The sequence below is a fragment of the Novosphingobium sp. NPDC080210 genome, from assembly GCF_050281025.1.
GTDB lineage: Bacteria > Pseudomonadota > Alphaproteobacteria > Sphingomonadales > Sphingomonadaceae > Novosphingobium.
In genome coordinates, this window is the sequence record NZ_JBNNWL010000003.1 from 137,072 (window position 1) to 156,937 (window position 19,866).

The following is a 19,866-nucleotide window of genomic DNA, read 5'->3' on the forward strand; positions in this document are numbered from 1 at the left end:
CACCGGACTTCAGCGTTGGTGGGTTGGCCGATCCGTCGCCCGGATTTCCGTATCGATGGCCTCGGCGCTGGCGCTGATGGTGCTGCTGGCATCATCGAAGCGTTCGTCGAAATCCGGTTCGCGGTTGCAGCCGCCCAGGGCTGCGGACAGCAGAAGTGCCGGAACCAGGAGGGCAGGCCGCATCAGTAGTCCTTCCGGATCCGCAGGTTCACGCTGTTCGCGCCGGAACCGCCCGCCTGGCTTAGCAGCGAGAGCCAGCGGGTCAGGCTTACTTCCAGCTGGGTCGCAGTAAAGCCGCGCGCGTCGGTGACCAGTTCGACGTAGATATTGTCGGTGAGATACTGGCCCGCCGCCAGCGCGGTGCCGCGTCCGCTTGCCTCTTCCGGGGCCAGGATCCGCAGCCGGCTGATGCCTGTTGCCGAGCGGAGCCGTCCCAGCGGGTTCAGTCCGCCACTGGTCGCGCGCAAGGCATTCAGCGACGAGGCCAGTTGCACGGCCTGGATCGCGGAGAGGTTGGCAATCGAACTGCCGAACAGGATGCGCGACAGGATCTCGTCGTCAGGCAGGCCGGGGACAGAGCTGAACGTAACGCGCGGGTCCGTGGCGCGCCCGGCCACGTTGACGCTGACCGCAAGATCGCCGACGTCGTCCGAAGCGGAAATCGCCACGGTCGGATCGTTGACCGGACCGCCGGTGAAATTGATCCGCCCCTCCTGCAGGTCGAAAGAATGCCCCGCAAAGTCCAGGGTGCCCCGGATCAGGCGGACCTGCCCCGTCAGGCGCGGAGCGGCGCTGGTGCCGCCCAGTTCGAAGTCCGCGCCCCATTCCGAGTTCAGCCCCATGCCGGTCACATAGAGCCGGTCAGGCGCTTGCAGGCGCAGGTCCAGCCGCAGCGATCCAAACAGGTTGGGCAGGGCGGCAGCGACCTCGTCTCCGGTGATCCGGGCGGCGCGATCCAACTTGAAGCGCACCCCGGTCAGGCGCGGAACGCTGGCCGCGCCTTCGCGCACGATCTGGTACCGCGTTTCCGGAAGCCGCAGGTCTCCGCTGAGCAAGGCGGCCTGCCCGGCCTGCTTGGTCAGGCGCAAGGTGCCGGTGGCCGAAGCGGACAGGGCTTCGCCGCGCGCCAGACGCGCCTGGCTGAGCGTGGCGGTCAGATCCATCGGATAGCCCGCTGCGGCCGACAGGCCGATCCGCCCGCTGGCGCTGATCGTGCCGCTGCCGGCCTGTGCCTTGAGGCTGGAAAGGTCGAGGTTGTTGCCGGTGAAGCGGCCCGCGAATTCCAGGTTGGTCAGCCGCGTTCCATAGGCCAGGTTTTCGTAACTCAGGTTCCGCCCCCGGACCACGCCGTTCAGGCATGGATCGGAAACCTGGCACGAGAAATCGGCGGCGAGCGACAGCGGCCCGGTGATCGACTGCCCGGTCTGCCCGGTCAGGGAGAACAGCGTGTCGGCATTGCCGTCATAGCGGATGCCGCCGCGCAGCGGTGCGCTCCCCAGGCGGGTGGTCCAGTCTCCACCCGATGCGGCAAGCGGGCCAAGGCTGGCGACCAGGCGGCCGATCACCTTGCCCTGGCGGCGGATGACGGCGCGCGCCTCACTGCCTTCCGGGGCCAGCCTGCCGATGAAGTTGACCGCGACCGGCTGGCTGATCGTGGTCGCATTGGTGCGGGTGAAATCGGTCAGCATCAGGCGGGCTTCGACGCGGGGAATGGCTCCGGGGCTGGCCTGCGCAAAGTCGATGCTGCCGCTCGCCGCGCCGCCGATGCCATAGCCGGGGACGAAGGCGTTGAGCACGCCCAGGTCGATCCCTTCGATGCGGCTTTGCAGGTTGAGGCCGGGGCCATAGGTGCCGGCGATCCGCGCCGTGCCGCCCCCCACCGCCAGACTGGCCGGCAGCAGTTCATAACGGCCCATGTTGGTTCCGGTGCCGGGCACGATCCGCGCCGGACTGAGCGTGCGGATCGTCTGGCCCCGCACCCGTCCCTGCAAGGCAACCCGCCACAGGTTTGGAGCAAGATCCGCATTGAGGCCAAGCCGGAACGGCGCGCCGCTGGTTCCTTCGACCAGCACCGCCGCATGGCCACGCCCATCGCGGTAATCCACCTTCGCCCGCGCTGCGGCCAGATCGAACGCGCCCAGCCGGGTGGAGGACACTTCCACATCGGCATTCACTTGCGGGCGCTCGAACAGGACAAGGCGGCCAGTCGCATTGGCCGCGCCGACAGACAGACGCGCCGGACCCGCGAACACGGCATTACGGGCCTTGAGGTCAAAGTCAGCGGCTTGATACCGCCCCTCCGCGCCCAGCCGCAGCGTGCCGGTGACACCGTTGCCATTGGCGCTGAGAGTTCCCGTGAAGGGACCAGCGGCGGTCCGGGTGAGGTTTCCGGCAAAGTCCACGCCGGACAGGTTGGCACGGTTGATCTGCAGCGCAGTGCTCGTGCCCAGCCCCAGCGTCACGTCGGCTTGAAGCGGGCCGTAATCGGTCTCGCCCTTCGCATCGAGGCGATAGCCGCCGGGCGCGGCGGTGATCCGCGCCTCCAGATTGGCAAGCCCGATGCCGAGCCCGGGCTTGCTGGCGGTGATGCGCGCATCCGGGTTCGCCATGGTTCCGCCCAGCCTCAGGCCCAGCGCGCCATAGCGCGGCGAGGTGCCCGCTGCTTCCAGACTGATCCGGCCATCGGGATACCACGCCCCGCGCCCGCCGGTTACGCGCAGTTCCGGCGCGGTCAGGCGCAGGTTGTCAAAGCGGCCAATCCCATCGGCGCCATAGGTCAGGTCGGCGGAGGCGGCGAGATTGCCGCCGAGCGTTGTTCTGAGCGTTTCGTTGGCCAGGCTGGTCGAGCGGGTGCGGACCGTTCCAGCGATCACGAACCCGGAACCGCGCTGGTTCAGGTCGAGCCAGGTCTGCACTGTGAACATGCCTACAGAGGCCAGCCGGTACTGGTCGATCCGCCCGTCGATTGCTCCGGCATAGCGGCCCTTTTCCATGTCAGCGGTGAGGATCACCCGCGCATCAACCCGGTCGGACCGAATCCGCAGGTTGTCCGAAACCAGACGCGGCCCGCGCGCGGCCAGGTCACCGTCCAGCGTGACATTGGTCAGGCTGCCGCCCGCGATCGTTTCCAGGCCCGCGATCTGCCGCGCCTGCGCCTTGACCGGGATAAGCCACTGTTCGCGCCCGCCCCTGGCCGTGCCGGTGGCCGCCAGATCGGCCAGGGTGGCGCTGCCGACCATCAGGCGGTTCGCCCGCAAGCGATAGGCAATCTCCGGCGCGACGAAGGTGCCGTTCGCGGTGAGGTCGGCGGCGAGGCCGCTGCCGCTCAGGTTCTCGGCCAGGCGCGTTTCGCCGGACAGGGCGAGCTTCACCCTGAACTGGTCGAAGCGATTTTCTCCGAGGTCGATCACCCCATCCGGAACGATCCGGAAATTGTCCCCTGTGACAGACCCTGACAGCTTGGCGCGGCGCTTGGTGAACATGGCGGCGAGGTCGAGGTTGGCCTCCGGCGCCAGCATCCGTGCCGCGCGCCCGCCGAGCAGCCGGTCAGCCCGCAGCGGTCCTTTCACGGCGAATGTGCCGCTGCGGGCGGCAAGGGCCAGCTGCGCGAGGTCAGCGCCGCCCAGGTCCGCGGCGAGCGTTCCGTCCCACCTGGCCCAGTTGCCCCGCCCGCCAAGCCTTATGGCGAGCGGCTGGTCGATCCCGGCCAAGGCGGCAATGACCCCACCAGCCGGTGCATCGAGCGCAAGGTTGATGTCCAGTTGTTGATCCGCCGGGCGCGCATCCAGCCGCACTGCAAGACTGTCACCAGCGCCTTGCCCCTCTACCGCCAGAGTCTTTGCAGCGGCGCGAAGCTGGGCGCGGCCATCGGCAATGTGCGCGCTGCCGTGCAGGTTCAGCACCCGCCGTGCGCCCGCCACGGCCGGTTCGGCGATGAACTGGTCGATCCGCAGCGCGCCCACGTCGATATCCAGATCGGGCAGCAGCGGCGCATCGGTTTTGGGCGTCACCTTCAAGGCGGGAACCCGGTGCAGGACCACGCGCGGGGCGCTGGCGCTGCGAATGTCGACATGGCTGCGCAGATAGGCAAAGGGCCGCCAGTCGACCGCCACGCGCGGCGCGGTCAGAAAGGCCCCCTTGCTGTCCTTCAGCGCCAGATCGTGCAGGGTCATCGCGCCGTAGATCGAACCTTCGATCCGCCCGACCGAGACGCGCATTCCATTGGCAAAGTTCAGCGCGGCAATCTGCCGGAGGATCAGGCGGTGGCCGGGGCCGGTGTCGATGCCGATTGCCAGAGCGACCACCAACAGGGCCAGCCCCAGCACACCGGCTAGGGCGATGCGCAAGGGCCCCCGGCGGCGCGGTGCCGTGGCTGGTGCCTCGCCCTCCATCAGAATGCCTGCCCGATCGAGACGTAGACGTTGAACCGGGCCTCATCCGCCTTGCGGCCGAGCGGCGTGGCGATGTCGACGCGGACGGGACCGAAATTGGTATAGAACCGCCCGCCAATGCCGACACCATAGCGCAGGTCGCTGAACTGCGGGGTCGTCTCGCGCCAAGCCTGGCCCGCATCAATGAAGGCCACCACGCCATAATACCCGAAGCGATAGCGCGCCTCGAGCGAGGCCTCCGCCGAACTGCGGCCGCCGGTCGGCCTGCCATCCGGGGCCACTTCGCCAAGCGCGTGATAGCCAAAGCCCCGGACCGAGCCGCCACCGCCGACGTAGAGACGGCGGGACGGCGCAATGTCCTGCAGGTCCGCCCCCTGGATCGTTCCCAGCCGCACCCGCCCGGCGAGGACCAGCGCCTCTGTCACCGGCTGATAGGCGGAACCCTCGATCCGGCCCCGGACATAGGGATTAAACCCCTTGTTCAGGGTCGCTTCGGGCTGGACCAGGCCCGTGAGGCGAAAGCCCCTGGTCGGGTTCAGCAGATCGTCCGTCCGGTCCAGGCCCAGCTGGCCATTGGCACCGGCGACATAATAGGTCTTGCGGGCGCGCTCTCCGGTGACAGGATCGAAGTCGGTCTCTCCGGTCGCCAGTGCTTCAAGGCCAAAGGCATAGGTCAGGCGCTTTTGCCAGAGCGGCGTGGAATCCCGGCTGATGCGCGCGGCGATCCGTCCGGTATAGGCGTCATAGGCATCGTAGTCGCTGCGCAGCGCCTCGACCGTCAGTTCCACGGTGCGGTCGCGCGCCCCGGCATTGGCGCGGCGGAAGGTCGCACCCAGGCCCTGCTCCTGCGTACCGGCCACCCCTTGCAGGATCAGCGCGCCTTCGGGCCGGAACAGGTTGCGGTGAGTCCAGCTGGCCTTGGCAGTCAGGCCCTGCCCGGTCGCATAGCCGATGGTCCCGGCAATCGTGCGCGGCGGCCCGGCCTCCTGCTGGACGGCGAGAGTCACATATTCCGTGCCGTCGCCTACCGCTTGCCCGGTGCGTTGCGGCTCGACCGAAACCGCACTGAACAGGCCCGTGGCGACCAGGGCCTTGCGCAGGTCATCGACCTTGCGGCTGTCATAGAGGTCACCATCGCTGAAGCGCGACAGCACCTTGATGTGATCGGCACCGAAGGCCAGCTTGCCCGAGGTGGTGAACCCCTTGAAGCGGCCGCGCGGCCCGGGCCTGACCGGCAGGACATAGCGTCCGGTCCCCTTATCGCGATCAAGCACGATGTCCCGCTCGCCCAGTTCGGCAAAGGGATAGCCGTTTTCCGGCAGGGCCACCGCAACGCGCGCTTCTTCGGCCAGGACCTGGTCGGCAAGGATCGGTTCGCCCACACGCAGCCGCAGGTTGCGCTGGACCAGGTCGGGGGGATCGGCGGGCGCCGTGTCGATCACGATTTCCGAGAAGGCATAGCGCGGGCCCGGATCGACCGACAGGACGGCAACGACTTCACCCCCGGCCTTGTCATTGGGAACATCGATCCGGCTGCGGATCGCGGGGGAATACCAGCCCTGCGCCGCCAGGATGGTCTGCAACAGCTGGCTGTCCTCTGCCAGCCGCGCCCGGATCATCGCCAGGTTGCCGGCAGAACCCTTACCTTTGCGCAGCGCGGAGAGTGCGTTGAAAGTGGCCAGCAGGTCCGCCTCGGCCTGCTCGTCCGCCGCATCCAGCCCTTCCAGCCGCGTGTGGTAGGCCACGGCCATTTCCGGGGCGGCGGCGTGCTTTTCCTCTGGCAGGGCAGAAGGAAGCTCGGCAACCTGGTCCAGCGGAGCAAGCGGCGCTGCGAGTTCGGCATCCTGCCCGGGCGCAACGGCATTGCCAGCCGCATCCGGACCCTTGTCCTGGTCCACCATGCGCCGTTCGAACGCTTCGACGCTTTCCAGCGGCGCATTGAGTTCCGGATCGTCGCCAGGATCAAGCGCGGGAATGGTAGCATCGAATTCGCGGTCCGGGACGATCGGCTCTTCGCGGGCCGGCCCCGAAACGCCGGTTGCCTGCCCCAATGCTGGACCGGACCAGACGGTCGCGGCAAAAGCACAAGCAAGCAAAGAGGCCGGACCGGAACGGAAGAAGGCGCTGAAGAGATCGGTCGGTTCAGCCATGCAAATTACAACGAATCACTCCAGCGAAAGCAGACCATAGCTTTCCTTCCGCACAAACCGAACCCGCCGCCTTGAAGGCGCAACACAAGACCGGATCGGCACCTGCGCGTCCGCGTGATTCGCGCAATCCATATCAATCCTAACGCGGCGGTCGGGCGCGGCCTGTAACCGCGTAAACGAATTCCCGAAACGGGACCGCGTTTGGTTGCCTGTTACATTTAACGATCAAGTAAGATTCATGCCCCTAAGCAGCTGGAAATAGGACGATTTGTCGTCGCTGATTCGGGCCGCACCACATTATGAGAGTACTTGCATTCGCCTCGCAAAAGGGCGGGTCTGGAAAGACCACCCTGGCCGGACACATTGCCGTTCAGGCGCAATTGACCGGGGCTGGCCCCGTCGCGGTCGTGGACATCGATCCGCAAGGCTCGCTGGCCGACTGGTGGAACGAGCGCGAAGACGACTTTCCGCTTTATGCCCAGACCACGGTCGGACGCCTTGCGCATGACTTGCAGGAACTGCGCAACCAGGGGGTCAAGCTGGTCGTGATCGACACGCCCCCGGCCATCACCATGGCGATCAATTCAGTCATTTCGGTGGCTGAGCTGATCGTCATCCCCACGCGCCCCAGCCCGCATGACCTGCGCGCCGTCGGGGCGACGGTCGAACTGTGCGCGCGTTCGAACAAGCCGCTGATCTTTGCCGTCAACGCCGCCACTCCCGGAGCTTCGATCACGCGCGAGGCAGTAATTGCCCTGTCGGAACACGGCACGGTTGCGCCGGTCGTGCTGCACAACCGCACCGACTTTGCCGCCTCGATGATCGACGGCCGCACGGTGATGGAAGTGAACCCGACGGGCAAGTCGGCGGCCGAAGTCGCCCACCTGTGGAACTATATCCAGGAACGCCTTGAAGTCGGTTTCCGCCGCACCGTTTTCTCCGCGCGGCCCAGCGCGGAATTCGGCCGCCGCGAAGCTGTTTGAGGTGGGCGCGATGACTGCATTCAAGCCGATGGCGGGACTGACCTCGGGCCTGCTCGCGCGCAAGGGCGGCGCCCGTCCGGCCATGCGGTCGCAGCTTTTCTCCAGCCTGCGCCAGACCGAGCAGTCGGCGGAAAACCAGCCCGATCTGGACGACCTGGGCTGGAACGACATGGGCGAGGATGCTCACGAAGTTGCCAGCAGCCAGCTTGAGACCGGAACGGACCTTTTCGCCGATCGGCAGGATTTCCTGGCCAAGCGCATCCAGTTCAACGCCGGTGCGGCCCTGCTGGATGAAACGCCGCTGGAGCCGGAAGGCGACGAGGCGGTCCATACACCGGCCGCAACCCTGGCAGGGGGTGCTGCCTCTTCGCTGCTGGCGCTCAACCCGCCGGTTACCCGCGAAGTGCGTCGCGCGGTGACGGTCCGCATCAATGAAGAACGCTACAGCCAGCTGCGTGAGGTCTGTCATGGCCTCGGCTGGACCGCGCAGCGCGCCATTTCCGAAGCGCTTGAACAGTGGCTGGCCGCTCGTTCGGCCCGGCAGAACTAGTTCATCCGGGACGCGGGATCAGAAACGATGGCACTGATGCGACCAATTGCCGAAGCAGAGCATGAAGTGCTCGATGGACCGGACGCGGACGACACCGCCGAGCAGGTGCAGCTGGAAGAACGCCGGCTGCAAGTGCGCGCCTATTACTGCTGGCTGGATGCAGCGGGCGGGAAAGCCTTTCCGACCCTGGCAGAAATGGAAGCATCGGACTTTCCCGAAATGCTGGTATCCAGCTTCGTACTGGACCTGCGCGAGGACGTGCTGAACCCGCAGTTCCTGCACATCGGCGATCTGCTGGTGCAGGACTGCGAAGCCGAGACTGCGGCCCGGATCAAGTCCATTGCCGACGTTCCGCCGCGCTCCCTGCTGTCGCGGCTGAGCGAACACTATCTCCAGTGTTTCTCCAACCGCGCCCCGATCGGCTTCGAAGCGATCTATTCGGATCTGCGCGATGACCGCGTGAAGTATCGCGGGATCATCCTGCCGATCTCTTCCAACGGGCAGGAAGTCGACTACGTCTGGGGCACGATCAACGGTACGGTCGATGCGGAAGATCTGGACTGTCCGCCGCAGACGGTTCGCGCCACGAAACAGCGCAAGGCCGAACCGGTCAAGGCGGACGCTTCGGACAATTCACCCGAGCACGAAAAACTCGCCGAACTGTGCGCGCCGCGTCTGGCCGAGCTGCTCGAAGTTCCCGGCGTTCGCTGCGCCGCACTGGTCGATAGCGAAAGCCGCAAGCCGCTGCTGATTGAAGGTGCGTTTGGAAAGGTCGACGTGGCAAAGCTGGCCATCGGCTGCGCCAAGGTCCTGTCCGAAAAGCAGGCGCTGGTAGGCGGGCTGACCGATCAGGAACAGATGATCGAAAGCATGCTCTTCACGCTGCCCGATGCCTTTTACCTGATCCAGCCGATCGCGTCCAAGTTCGGCGTGAACTCGTTCATCCTGACAATCGCTGACCAGGACACCGCAAATACCGCGATGATCCAGTTCAAGGTTTCCAGAATATCCGCGGACTTATGATCCTAATCCCGATCTTGAACGGGTCGCACCCTGCTCAAGACGAAACAACCTGCACTCATAAATGATGGAGAACTGAAATGAGTCTTGAAGCAAACCTCAATGCCTGCCTCGAAATCGACGGCGCCGTTGCCGTGGCCCTGGTGGACAGCTCCAGCGGCATGGCCCTCGCCACGGCGGGCACTCCGCGCGGCCTGGACCTGAACGTCGCTGCGGCAGGAAACACCAACGTGATGAAGGCCAAGGAAAAGACCATGAAGGACCTGGGCCTGAAGGACAAGATCGAGGACGTGCTGATCACCCTGACCAGCCAGTACCACCTGATCCGTCCGCTGACCGACGCTTCGGGCAAGGGGCTGTTCATCTACCTCGTCCTCGACAAGGAAAAGGCCAACCTGGCCATGGCCCGCTTCAAGCTGGCCAGCATCGAAAAGTCCGTCTCGGTCTGATCGGACCTGACAATCGAGCCACGACGGCCGGGCGCAAGCAATTGCGTCCGGCCGATCCTTTTTCGCGCAACAAAAACGCCTCTATCCAGCGCGAACGCAGTTAAACGCGCAAGTATCCGCAACAATTACGGATGTTTACCGAACCCATCGATCAAGCCGCATTCATTGCACCGGCTTAAACGCCTCATCGGACTTCTCGGAATTGGAGAACACGATGAGGAATGCATTTGCTACGATCCGGAACTCTTCCGGCCGGAACTCTTCCGGTAAAAGCGCGACGCTGACGGCGGGAGCATCGGCGATTGCCTTTGCCGCGGCAATGATGGCCAATCCGGCCCTCGCCTGTGGGACGGTGCAGGTCGTCTCCGGAACGTGCGAAGGCCCGGTCACGCCAGCGTCCGGCACGTTCGAAAACAGCGGCTATATCCTTCTGCTGAGCAATCCGCAGCAATTGATCGGCGTTTTCGTGCAGGAAGGAGTCAGCATCTCCACTTTCGACAACACCGCGACCGGAACCATCGACTCCAACTGGGCCGGAACGGACGTGGGAACATCGGTTGAAGTCGATGGCACGATCACCACGTTTAACAATGCGGGCCAGATCATCACCGATGGCTTTGGCGTCTATGTGGACCAGCTGGGCAAGATCGGCACGCTGAACAACCTTTCCGGCGCCCTGATCGGCAATAGCAGCCTGGTCGGATATGCCGGGGTGGGCCTTTATTATGGCGGTCGGATCGACACGATCAACAATGCCGGTACGATCCGTGCGCAGCTGAGCGGCGGCATCCATGTCGAAGGCGGCAGTTCGATCGGTGCGATCAACAACAGCGGCACGATCGTCTCCGGCACGGCGGGTGCGATCGACAACAACGGCAGCACCATCGATTCGATCACCAATACCGGCACGATCTCTTCGGGCTATGTCGGCATCAAGAACTATACCGGTGGTACAATCGGTTCGATCAACAATTCCGGTAACATCGTTGGTGGGGGCGGCACCGGTGGTCAGGCCATCCTGAACACTTCCAGCACGATCGGCACGCTCACCAACAGCGGCACGATCAGCAGCGGCTTTACCGCGATTGCCAACACCGGCGGGACCATCACCACGCTGAACAACAGCGGGACGATCACGGGCAGGACCGGGGTTTACCTGCTCTCAAACGCGACCATCGGCACGATCACCAACAGCAACCTGATCGAAGCCACCGTACGCAATGCCATCGATGTCAGCAATGGCCAGGTCGGCACGCTCACCAACACGGCCGACGGTCATATCAAGGGCGGATACGCCGGCGTCTCCAATTCCGGAACCATTACCCAAATCACCAACGCGGGCCTGATCGACGGCCTCTATGCCATGATCAACGAAGGCACGATGGGAAGCGTCGCAAACAGCGGCACGATCACCAGCGACGGTTCGGGCCTGGTCAATTACGGTACGATCAACACGCTGACCAACAGCGGCACGATCAAAGGCGATACCTATACCGGGATCTACAGTGCCGATGGCACGATCGGCAGCATGACCAACGAACTGGGCGGGACCGTGTCCGGCAGCACCAACGGCATCTACAACACCGCCACGGTCACCCTTCTGACCAATGCCGGCACCATCAGCGGCAACCGGAACGGGATTTACAACGGCGACGGCACGATCAGCAAGATCACCAATAGCGGCGTGATCCAGGGCACCGGGGACGCAGGCATTTACAACTTTCGCGGTACGCTGGGCGACATTTCCAACCTGGGCGCCAGTGCAAAGATCACCGGCGGCACGGCGGGCATTTACAGCAGGGCGGCAACTGCCGGCTCGGTCACCAACGAAGGCACGATCCAGGGCGGTTCGTATGGCATCTACGCCAGCGGCACGATGGGCAACATCACCAATAGCGGTCTGATCGACGGCCTCGAATATACGGGTATCTGGCTTTCCGGCGGAACGCTCGGCAACATCACCAATACTGCCTCTGGCACCATCCAGGGCGGGACTGCCGGCATCTACAACAGCAACACGATCGGCAACGTCACCAACAACGGAACCATCTTCGGTAACAGCTACGGCATCTACAACTCCACTCTCATGGGAGATGTCGTCAATACCGGAAGCATCATCGGCACGTCGTATTACGGCATCTACAACGGCGACACGATGGGTTCGCTGACCAACAGCGGCACCATCCGTGGTGGCAGCTATGGGTTCTATAACAGCGGCGCCATGGGTGATCTCAGCAACAGCGGCACCATCGAAGCCACCCAGAGCCACGGCATCTACAACGGCGGCACGATTGCAACGCTGAACAACAGCGGAAAGATCGTCGGGCTGACCTCGAACGGGATCTACAATTCCGGCACGATTGCAGCGCTGAGCAACTCCGGCACGATCAGCGGCCAGGCGACGGCGATCTACAACAGCTACGCCATCACCTCGCTGGTCAATCACGGCACGATCTCAGCCTCTGTTTACGGGCTTGTCAACGCGGCGGAGAGCACGGTGGACACCCTGCTCAACTGGGGAACCATGGGCGGCGTGATCAGCAACGCGGGCACCATCGGCAACGTGACCAATGCCCAGGGCGGCCTCACAGCCGGGGGCTCGCTCGGTCCGCTCTCGCTGACCGGCGCGATGTTTACCGGCGACTATGTCGCGCACATCACGTCAACCACGCACTATGGGCAGTTCGCGTTTGTAGACGGCAATGGCGTGCTCAAGTCGTTCAACCTGACGCCGAATTCGGTGCTGAAGAAGGGCACCTATGAAGATGTCCTTGCGGGTATCACGTCGATCAATGGTCCGCTTACGGGGACGGTCGGACGCGCGCTGTGGACCCTGCTGGCCGACCCGGCGACTGCTGGAACCTGGGACCTGGCCGTGATCCTGCTTGGCCCTGACGTGGCCAATACCCTGCTGGAACTGGGCTATAGCCGCGACGAAGTCCTGACCGCGCTGCGCAACCGGGCCGCATTGATCAACAATGCCCTGGCAACCGATTGCTCCAGCTTCGGCAGCACAGGCGTCTGCCTGTCGTTCGACGTGCGCCGCACCGCCATGGACGAGGAACGCGAAACCAGCGGCACCTTTGCCCTGGGCGTCCGCCTCAGCTCCAAGCTGCGCGCCGGGGCCTTCGTCGAAGTGCCGATGAGCCACAGCAGCAATCTGCACGGCGTCCATCGCGGCGACAAGAAGCCTATCTTCGGTGGCTACCTTGGCTATTCGCAGCATGACCACGGCGATGGCCTGCAGGTCCGGATCGTGGGCGCAACGAACACTTCCCAAGTGTCGATCACCCGTCCGAACGCCTTGCAGGACACCGAAGCCGGTAAAGGCCATGCCCAGGTCAAGAGCTGGGCGCTCGGTGCGGAACTGGGCTACGGGATCAAGCTGGGCGCCCACACCCGCCTGACCCCCTACCTGGGCCTGCAACGGGTCAGCGTCGAACGCGAAGCCTATGCCGAAACCGCGACGGATACGGTGGAATACCCGCTCTCCTACGCCGCCTATGGCCAGCGCACCACGACGGGCCGGGCCGGAGCCGTTCTGTCCGGCAAGCTGGGCGAAAAGGTCCACTACAAGCTCGGCGCCGGGGCGGACTTCGACCTCAAGTCGAACAGCGATGCCTATGCCGGCACCAGCCTGATCGACGACCTGCCCAGCTTCTCGCTGGCCAATACGGCCCCGGCGAAGAAGTTCCGCGGCACGGGCACGGCCGAACTGGGCTATGAAGTCCTGCCGGGGGTATCCCTGTCGGTCGCCGCATCGCTGCGCGGCGAGGCCTTCAGCGACAAGACCCACGCCAGCGTCTCGGGTGGCATTCGCTTCAACTTCTGATCCGAGCGAAACCACCACAGGAAACAGCGGTCACCCTCGCGCCCGGCGGCGCGGGGGTGATCCTGTTTCAGCCCTGGTTCAAGTGCTAGGCGACGAGGTCGCCGATGTCCGCAACGGCCAGGCCGTGCTGGGCGATCAGGTCGGCCAGGTCATCCAGCCGGGCCATTTCGCCATCCTCGCGCATGATCGCGCAAATCACCGCCGCTTCACCCGCCCCGGCGCGGCGGACCAGTTCAATCGAAGCTTCCAATGCCGCCGGACGCTCTGCAACCCCGCCGGGTGCAGCGATCAGCGGGAAGACATGGCCGGGAGAAACGAGGTCGTCTCCGGTCGAGGCCGGATCGACGGCCACGGCCACGGTGCGCGCCCGGTCCGCCGCGGAAATGCCAGTCGAAACGCCGGTCCGCGCTTCGATGGAGCGGCCATGCGGGCGGCCCGACTGGCGGTCGCTGCCCGGATTGATCAGGCTGATCCCCAGCCGCATCGCCTGGGCCGGAGTCAGCGCCAGACAGATCAGGCCCTTGCCGTGGGTGGCCATGAAGTTGATCGCTTCCGCCGTTGCGTGGCGGGCGGCGACGGCGAAGTCGATGTCCCCGCCGCGCAGCCGGTCACCGGTCAGCACGATCACTTCGCCAGCGGCCAGCGCGGCAATCGCCCGGTCCAGCGCCCTGGTCATTGCCCGTCCTGCACCCCGGCAAAGGCCCGCGCCCCGCGCACGACCTGGTGCCCGACCATTTCCAACTGCATCCGCGCCCGATCCTCAAGGCATTCGCCGTCGGGCGAGAACAGGCCGTGATAGGTCCGGATCGTCGCTCCCATCGGCGTGGGCCAGCCGCGCAGGGCGTGAACGATGGCGCGCATGGTGATCAGCGTGCTCATCGTCGCCTGGTCGCCATAGGCGGTGGCGATCAGGCCGACGGCGCGGCCATCGAGATAGGGGCGGCTGTCCTTGGACAGGTCCTCCAGATAGTCGAGCGCGTTCTTGACCAGGCCGGAAATGGTGCCGTGATAACCCGGCGCCGCAATCAGCACGCCATCGGCGGCGCGGACCGCCTCGACCAGTTCGCCGCCATCGCCCTTCTGGTGCGCGCCGCTGCCATAGTGCGCCAGGGTGGAGAGGTATTCCCCCCCGAACACCTGCACTTCCGCCCCAGCGGCAGCCGCCGTACCTGCCGCCAGGCGCAGCGCCTGTTCGGTGGTGGAGCCGGGATTGACGGTGCCGCCCAGGGCGACGATCCGGATGGTCAAGATTGCACCTCTATTTCTGGTCTGATCAGATCGTCAGCGGGCCGTGCTGCAATTGCGGCAGCACATAACGCGCGAACATATCGCACTCGTTCACATGGGGATAGCCGGACAGGATGAAAGCTTCCATCCCGGCGTCCTGATAGGCGCGCAGCTTGGCAATCACCTGGTCCGGCGTGCCGACGATGGCGGCGCCGCAGCCGGAACGCGCGCGGCTGATCCCGGTCCACAGGTTCTCTTCCACGAAGCCATCGCCATCGGCCGCGCTGCGCAGTTCCTGCTGGCGCTGCACCCCATAGTTCTTGGCGTCGAGCGACTTTTCCCGGATCGCCTGGCCCTGCTGCTCGTCCAGCTTGGACAGCAGGCGGTCGGCATAGGCGCGGGCCTCGTCCTCGGTTTCGCGCACGATCACGTGGGCGCGGTAGCCGAACTTGAGGCTGCGGCCCTTGGCAGCGGCGCGGGCCTTCATGTCGGCCACGGTTTCGCGGACCTTGTCCATCGTGTCCGGCCACATCAGGTAGACATCCGCCGCCTCGGCCGCGCACTCGCGGGCTTCGTGGCTGAGACCGCCGAAGTAGAATGCGGGGCACTTGCCGGAGATCGTGGAGATGCGGGGCGGATCGAGCTTCAGGTTGAAGAACTCGCCCTGGAAATCCAGATGCTCGCCGTTCAGCAGGGTGCGGACGATCTTCATGATCTCGGTCGCGCGGGTATAGCGCGGGCCGCTTTCGATCTTTTCCCCCGGCATGTCGGACGAGATGATGTTGACGTTGAGCCGCCCGCCGGTGCCCGCAGCATTGGGGCCCAGGATGCGGTCCAGCGTGGCGATGCGCCGCGCCAGCTGCGGCGGCCAGTCTTCGCCCATGCGCGTGGCCCAGAGCAGCTTGATCCGCCGGACCTGGGTGGCGACCGCTGCGGCAAAGGCCGTGGTGTCCAGTCCCAGCTGATAGCCCGACGGCAGCAGGATATTGTCGAACCCGCCCTCTTCCGCACGCAGCACGATGTTGCGGCAGTGTTCCCAGCTGGACGCCAGATAGGGATCGGGCACGCCCAGGAACTCGTAATCGTCATCGCACAGGGCAGAGAACCACGAAATTTCGCACTGCGGTTGGGTCTGGGTCATGGCAGTCGTTCTCCTCGTGCGGCGACCAGCACGGCGTACCAGTCGGTCCGGTTCCATTGCACTTGCAGGGCAGCCGCCCCTTCAAGGATGCGGGCGGGTTGCTGCGATCCGATGATCGGGACGATCCCCGCCGGATGGGCCATCAGCCACGAATAGGCGGCGACCGAGCGCGACACGCCGTAATTTGCGGCCACGCGGTCCAGCTCTGCCGCAACGGCGCGGTCGCGCTCGCTGGCGGGATAGACCAGACGCCCGCCGCCCAGCGGCGACCAGGCCAGCGGGGTCAGGCCCAGCATCATCGCCTGGTCCAGCTCGCCATTTTCAAAGCAGGTGATCCGCAGCGGACTGATTTCCGGCTGGGTGGCAACCAGCTTGTTGCCGAGGAACTGGTTGAGCGCGGCGGTCTGGTGCACGGTGAAGTTGGACACGCCGATGGTGCGGATCTTGCCCGCGGCGACCGCATCGTCCAGCACCCGCGCCACTTCCTGCGGGTGAGCCAGAATGTCGGGCCGGTGGATCTGGTAAAGGTCGATCGTCTCCACCTTCATCCGGCGCAGCGAAGCATCCAGCGCGCTCTGGAGGTATCCGGCGCTCTGGTCATAGGGCAGTGGCGGCATGATCCCGCCCTTGCTGGCCAGGACCATGCGGCTGCGCAGGCCCGGCTCTGCCGCCAGGACTTCGCCCAGCAGCGCTTCGGCATCGCCGAACCCGTCCGCGCCGTTGAAACCATAGATGTCAGCCGTGTCGAGGAAGTTGATCCCCGCATCCAGCGCCGCATGAACCAGGCGCGCCGCATCCGCCGGGGTGCGGCCATTCTCGGCCAGGCGCCACATCCCCCAGGCAATCGGGGAAATGGCAATTCCACTGGCACCAAGCGTGCGGGTGGCAGGGGGCAGGGGCAATTCGCTCATGTGGTCTTCCTGAAAGGGGGCGCGACAGAGGCGCGCTCGACAAGGGTATGGGGCAGGCGGCGGTGGGTAATGTCACCCCCGGCGATGAGGATTTCCGTGGCGGTGCGGGCAAGCTCCGCCATCGGCTGGTGGATCGTTGTCAGCGGCGGCCAGACAGTGCGGGCCAGGGTCGTATCGTCGAACCCGGCAACCGAAAGGTCTGCCGGCAGGTTCATCTGGCGATCATGGGCCACGGCCAGAACGCCTGCCGCCATGTCGTCGTTCGAAGCAAAGATCGCGCTCGGCCGGTCCGGCAGGTCGAGCAGGTAATTGCCCGCCCGCACGCCGCTTTCGAAATCGAATTCCCCATCGCAGACCAGGCCCGGCTCATAGGCGATGCCCGCGCGGTCCAGCGCGCGGCGATAGCCGAACAGGCGGTCGTCCGATGCCATGTGGTTGGGGTGGCCCTTGATAAAGCCGATGCGGCGGTGCCCCGCATTGATCAGATGTGTGGTCATGTCATCCGCTGCCTGGGCATCGTCCATGAAGACCGAGCTGGTCAGGGCATGGTTGGTACCGGGCGAAATGCGGACGAAGGGAATGTCCATCGATTCCAGCGCGCGCAGCACCGGATCGCAATCGGTCACGGGCGAGGACAGGATGATCCCGTCGACATGGGTTTCGGTGACCAGCCCGCGCACCTGTTCGCCCACTTGCGGATCGGCCACGTCGACGGGCTGGGCGAGCAGGCGGATGCCATTCTCGCGGCAGAAATCCCAGCACCCGGTCTGGATCTGGAACATGTAGTAGGGGCTGTGATTGTCATAGATCAGCGCGACCTGGTTGGACTTTGCGCCAGACAGGATCCGCGCCGCGACCGAGGGCCGGAAGTCCAGCTCGCGCATCGCCTTTTCGACCCGCTCCCTGGTATCGGCGCTGACATAGGGGTGGGCGTTCAGCACGCGGCTGACCGTCTTCACCGCCACCCCGGCAAGGGCAGCCACATCGCGGATATTGGAACGTTCGCTCATTTCCCCAGAACCTCCGGCAATCCGGCGAACAGCGGCGCAAAGGCGCTGTCCGGCCGGTAGAATACCGGTGGCTGGCCGATCGGAGCGGAGACCACACGGGTTCCGGGCGCAAAATCCTGACCCGTCCAGCAATGCCGCCACGGGCCCTCGCCCGGCAGCACCACTTCGCGCGATAAGGCCCCCTCCTCGATCACTGGCGCCACCAGCAGGTCGGCACCGTAGAGGTATTGGTCCTGTACCGCAAAGAGGGCGGCATCGTCAGGATAGTGCAAAAACAGCGCGCGCTGGGCAGGCAGGCCCAGCTCCGCCGCCTCGTCGCACAGGTGGCGGACATAGGGCGCCAGATGGGCGTGGACCCGGCTCCACCGCGCAAAGCAGGACAGCAGTTCGCTGGTGCTGTCATATTGCAGGTTGTCGTCCGGGCGGTTGCCTTCGTGGCTGCGCATGACCGGCGCGAAGGCCGCCAGCTCGCACCAGCGCTGCATCAGTTCGATCGAGCGGACATTGCCATGGAGCGAGGTATAGCCGCCGCAATCGGAATGGCTGTAGGCATTGCCGACCAGGCCCGCGGAAAGCGCGCCGGTAATCACCGTTCCAATTCCGTCATGCCGGGTGAAATCGACCGACTGGTCCCCGGCCCAGAGCAGCGGGCAATATTGCTGCACGCCCGAAAAACCGGCGCGCATGAAGAACACCGCATCGCCGGTCTTGCCCCGGCTCTCCACGGCGCGCGCATTGACTTCGCCCCACAGCACCGGCCATCGGTTGTGCGCTTCCATCGGGTCCGATCCATCGGCGAGCCGCACGTCGGTCGGCAGGTATTCGCCGAAGTCTGCCATCCATCCGGAAATCCCGATGTCGAGCATTTCGCGGCCCAGGACCTTTTCGGCAAACCAGGCGCGGGTTTCCTCGCGGGTGAAGTCCAGCACGCCGCAATCGAACTCGCCGAAGTCGACCAGATAGACCTCGTCCGAATCCTGGCGCAGGCAGAAATGCCCGCCCTCGCGCGCTTCCTCGTAAAGGATGCCATCGTTGGACAGATAGGGGTTGGCATAGGCGAGGAACCGGATGCCGCGCGCGGCCAACCCGGCAATGCGCTGCGGCAGATCGGGGAAGCGCTGGTTGTCGCGCCGCCAGTCCCAGAACAGGCGGCGGCCAAAGCTGGTTTCGCGGATGCCCGCCCAGTCCTCGCACCACAGGCCGGACACGGCGGTTCCAGCCTGGATGAACTGCTCCAGCCGCTCAAAGCTGCGCGCGCCGTCCTTCAGACCGACAATGGCCCCGCCAATCGCCCAGTCGGGTAAGGGCGGCTGACGGCCGAAGCGCGCCGACAATTGCCCGACCAGGTCCAGCGGATCCTCTGCTGCGAACAGTTCGAACGCGGCTGCACCGCTCCACACTTCGACGTGGTGTGCGTTCGCCTCGGTGAAATCGAGCACCGAATAGGCCTCGCTGGTGCAATGGACCGCAATCCAGCGCGAGGTGAGGAAGGTCGGCTGCGGGTAATTGGTATTCCAGTAATCGCCGCCCGCCATGCCCTGTTCGTCCATCAGGCGTGTCAGTTCGGTGGTCTTGTCGCGGCCGACGCCGGGTTCGCTGGTCCAGATCGGAAAGGCCCGGCCATTGAGCGCGAGGTAGCTCATCTGCTCGCCGCCGCCCCAGACGGTTTCACCCGGTTCGGCGGCGAAATAGAGGTGCAGGCGGTCATAGCCCGGACGCAGCAGTTCGGCGCGCAGGGCGTGGCCGTCGAGGACGAGGCGCGCGGCAGGCCCGCCCTCGTCCGACAGTTCCACGCAGTCGCCTTCAAGAGTGAAGCGGGTCGGCGCGATCAGGCCATCGGGTGCATCCTCGATCCGGAAGTTGCCGCGCACCATCTCCACGTTCGGATTGCCCCGCGCCATGGCCAGGACGGGCGAATCAGAATTGTGCGACAGGACGAGACGGCCCGCGAAGTGCAGGTCAAAGCCCTGTTCGGTAATGGAAAATCCGGTCTGCACCGCCGCTTCGTTCCTCGTCCCCGGGTGCTGTGACACTTATGCCACGCCCCCGTGCTTCTCTGTATGACACCGCTTGACATATCGAGCCATTCACCGCATTTCAAGCCTCACAAATGGCAAGGGGGCGAAACGCAGTTCACCGCCTCAGCCTAGGTTCGTAGCAACCACGGCCGCACTTCCGGCCTGGGAGAGAGGAAGGAAAACC

General features: G+C 65.2%; 15 protein-coding genes. 5 read left to right on the forward strand and 10 right to left on the reverse strand.

Annotated elements, in window-relative coordinates; translation table 11 throughout:
• Nucleotides 1–9 precede the first annotated feature (9 nt).
• Genes ACQKOE_RS09655 through ACQKOE_RS09665 form a run of 3 tightly spaced genes read right to left on the reverse strand, consistent with a single transcriptional unit; the run spans nt 10 to nt 6,541 of the window.
• A complete protein-coding gene (locus tag ACQKOE_RS09655; protein ID WP_427512597.1) occupies nt 10–183 on the reverse strand; it encodes a hypothetical protein in 174 nt (57 codons plus the stop codon).
• Entirely contained in the window at nt 183–4,391 is a 4,209-nt protein-coding gene (locus ACQKOE_RS09660; protein WP_427512598.1) for a translocation/assembly module TamB domain-containing protein, read from the reverse strand. Before ACQKOE_RS09660 ends, ACQKOE_RS09655 begins: the two co-directional genes overlap by 1 nt.
• Nucleotides 4,391–6,541, reverse strand: a complete 2,151-nt coding sequence (locus ACQKOE_RS09665; RefSeq protein WP_427512599.1) for an autotransporter assembly complex protein TamA — start codon at nt 6,539–6,541, stop codon at nt 4,391–4,393. The genes ACQKOE_RS09660 and ACQKOE_RS09665 overlap by 1 nt, the downstream gene beginning before the upstream one ends.
• 299 nt (nt 6,542–6,840) lie before the next feature.
• Between ACQKOE_RS09665 and ACQKOE_RS09670 the strand changes: the two genes are divergently transcribed.
• The 4 genes from ACQKOE_RS09670 (at nt 6,841) to ACQKOE_RS09685 (ending at nt 9,543) form a co-directional block, all read left to right on the forward strand.
• Complete coding sequence (locus ACQKOE_RS09670; RefSeq protein WP_374591920.1) at nt 6,841–7,524, forward strand: AAA family ATPase; 684 nt, start codon at nt 6,841–6,843, stop codon at nt 7,522–7,524.
• A gap of 10 nt (nt 7,525–7,534) precedes the next feature.
• Nucleotides 7,535–8,074: a hypothetical protein gene (locus ACQKOE_RS09675; RefSeq protein WP_427512600.1), complete on the forward strand. Its 540-nt coding sequence runs from the start codon at nt 7,535–7,537 to the stop codon at nt 8,072–8,074.
• A 27-nt stretch (nt 8,075–8,101) separates the two neighbouring features.
• Nucleotides 8,102–9,097 carry a hypothetical protein gene (locus tag ACQKOE_RS09680; protein WP_427512601.1) on the forward strand — a complete coding sequence of 332 codons (996 nt, stop codon included), beginning with the start codon at nt 8,102–8,104 and terminating at the stop codon, nt 9,095–9,097.
• 77 nt (nt 9,098–9,174) lie between these two features.
• The gene (locus ACQKOE_RS09685) at nt 9,175–9,543 is read left to right on the forward strand and encodes a hypothetical protein (RefSeq protein ID WP_427512602.1); all 369 of its coding nucleotides are present in this window, start codon (nt 9,175–9,177) and stop codon (nt 9,541–9,543) included.
• 162 nt (nt 9,544–9,705) lie between these two features.
• Here ACQKOE_RS09685 and ACQKOE_RS09690 read toward each other — a convergent pair whose 3' ends face one another.
• Complete coding sequence (locus ACQKOE_RS09690; RefSeq protein ID WP_427512603.1) at nt 9,706–9,873, reverse strand: hypothetical protein; 168 nt, start codon at nt 9,871–9,873, stop codon at nt 9,706–9,708.
• On the opposite strand from ACQKOE_RS09690, the gene ACQKOE_RS09695 reads away from it, so the two are divergent.
• Complete coding sequence (locus ACQKOE_RS09695) at nt 9,866–13,375, forward strand: hypothetical protein (protein WP_427512604.1); 3,510 nt, start codon at nt 9,866–9,868, stop codon at nt 13,373–13,375. The genes ACQKOE_RS09690 and ACQKOE_RS09695 overlap by 8 nt on opposite strands.
• Before the next feature lie 85 nt (nt 13,376–13,460).
• On the opposite strand, the gene ACQKOE_RS09700 is transcribed toward ACQKOE_RS09695, so the two are convergent.
• The 6 genes from ACQKOE_RS09700 to ACQKOE_RS09725 are packed head-to-tail and all read right to left on the reverse strand — an operon-like array spanning nt 13,461 to nt 19,661.
• Nucleotides 13,461–14,051, reverse strand: a complete 591-nt coding sequence (locus ACQKOE_RS09700) for a 3,4-dihydroxy-2-butanone-4-phosphate synthase (protein WP_427512605.1) — start codon at nt 14,049–14,051, stop codon at nt 13,461–13,463.
• Nucleotides 14,048–14,623, reverse strand: a complete 576-nt coding sequence (locus ACQKOE_RS09705; RefSeq protein ID WP_427512606.1) for an NADPH-dependent FMN reductase — start codon at nt 14,621–14,623, stop codon at nt 14,048–14,050. The genes ACQKOE_RS09700 and ACQKOE_RS09705 overlap by 4 nt, the downstream gene beginning before the upstream one ends.
• Before the next feature lie 25 nt (nt 14,624–14,648).
• Complete coding sequence (locus tag ACQKOE_RS09710; protein ID WP_427512607.1) at nt 14,649–15,743, reverse strand: LLM class flavin-dependent oxidoreductase; 1,095 nt, start codon at nt 15,741–15,743, stop codon at nt 14,649–14,651.
• Entirely contained in the window at nt 15,740–16,654 is a 915-nt protein-coding gene (locus tag ACQKOE_RS09715) for an aldo/keto reductase (RefSeq protein WP_427512608.1), read from the reverse strand. Before ACQKOE_RS09715 ends, ACQKOE_RS09710 begins: the two co-directional genes overlap by 4 nt.
• Nucleotides 16,651–17,664 (reverse strand): LacI family DNA-binding transcriptional regulator, encoded by a 1,014-nt coding sequence (locus tag ACQKOE_RS09720; protein WP_427512609.1) that lies wholly within the window; start codon nt 17,662–17,664, stop codon nt 16,651–16,653. The genes ACQKOE_RS09715 and ACQKOE_RS09720 overlap by 4 nt, the downstream gene beginning before the upstream one ends.
• Nucleotides 17,661–19,661, reverse strand: a complete 2,001-nt coding sequence (locus ACQKOE_RS09725; RefSeq protein WP_427512934.1) for an alpha-glucosidase — start codon at nt 19,659–19,661, stop codon at nt 17,661–17,663. The genes ACQKOE_RS09720 and ACQKOE_RS09725 overlap by 4 nt, the downstream gene beginning before the upstream one ends.
• Between the last annotated feature and the right edge of the window lie 205 nt (nt 19,662–19,866).

Bases quoted from the DNA above. Each gene is read 5' to 3' on its own strand.
- ACQKOE_RS09665 (WP_427512599.1), bottom strand. From the start codon at position 6,541: ATGGCTGAACCGACCGATCTCTTCAGCGCCTTCTTCCGTTCCGGTCCG.
- ACQKOE_RS09710 (WP_427512607.1), bottom strand. From the start codon at position 15,743: ATGACCCAGACCCAACCGCAGTGCGAAATTTCGTGGTTCTCTGCCCTG.
- ACQKOE_RS09655 (WP_427512597.1), bottom strand. From the start codon at position 183: ATGCGGCCTGCCCTCCTGGTTCCGGCACTTCTGCTGTCCGCAGCCCTG.
- ACQKOE_RS09720 (WP_427512609.1), bottom strand. From the start codon at position 17,664: ATGAGCGAACGTTCCAATATCCGCGATGTGGCTGCCCTTGCCGGGGTG.
- ACQKOE_RS09685 (WP_427512602.1), top strand. From the start codon at position 9,175: ATGAGTCTTGAAGCAAACCTCAATGCCTGCCTCGAAATCGACGGCGCC.
- ACQKOE_RS09680 (WP_427512601.1), top strand. From the start codon at position 8,102: ATGGCACTGATGCGACCAATTGCCGAAGCAGAGCATGAAGTGCTCGAT.
- ACQKOE_RS09675 (WP_427512600.1), top strand. From the start codon at position 7,535: ATGACTGCATTCAAGCCGATGGCGGGACTGACCTCGGGCCTGCTCGCG.
- ACQKOE_RS09715 (WP_427512608.1), bottom strand. From the start codon at position 16,654: ATGAGCGAATTGCCCCTGCCCCCTGCCACCCGCACGCTTGGTGCCAGT.
- ACQKOE_RS09670 (WP_374591920.1), top strand. From the start codon at position 6,841: ATGAGAGTACTTGCATTCGCCTCGCAAAAGGGCGGGTCTGGAAAGACC.
- ACQKOE_RS09695 (WP_427512604.1), top strand. From the start codon at position 9,866: ATGGCCAATCCGGCCCTCGCCTGTGGGACGGTGCAGGTCGTCTCCGGA.
- ACQKOE_RS09660 (WP_427512598.1), bottom strand. From the start codon at position 4,391: ATGGAGGGCGAGGCACCAGCCACGGCACCGCGCCGCCGGGGGCCCTTG.
- ACQKOE_RS09700 (WP_427512605.1), bottom strand. From the start codon at position 14,051: ATGACCAGGGCGCTGGACCGGGCGATTGCCGCGCTGGCCGCTGGCGAA.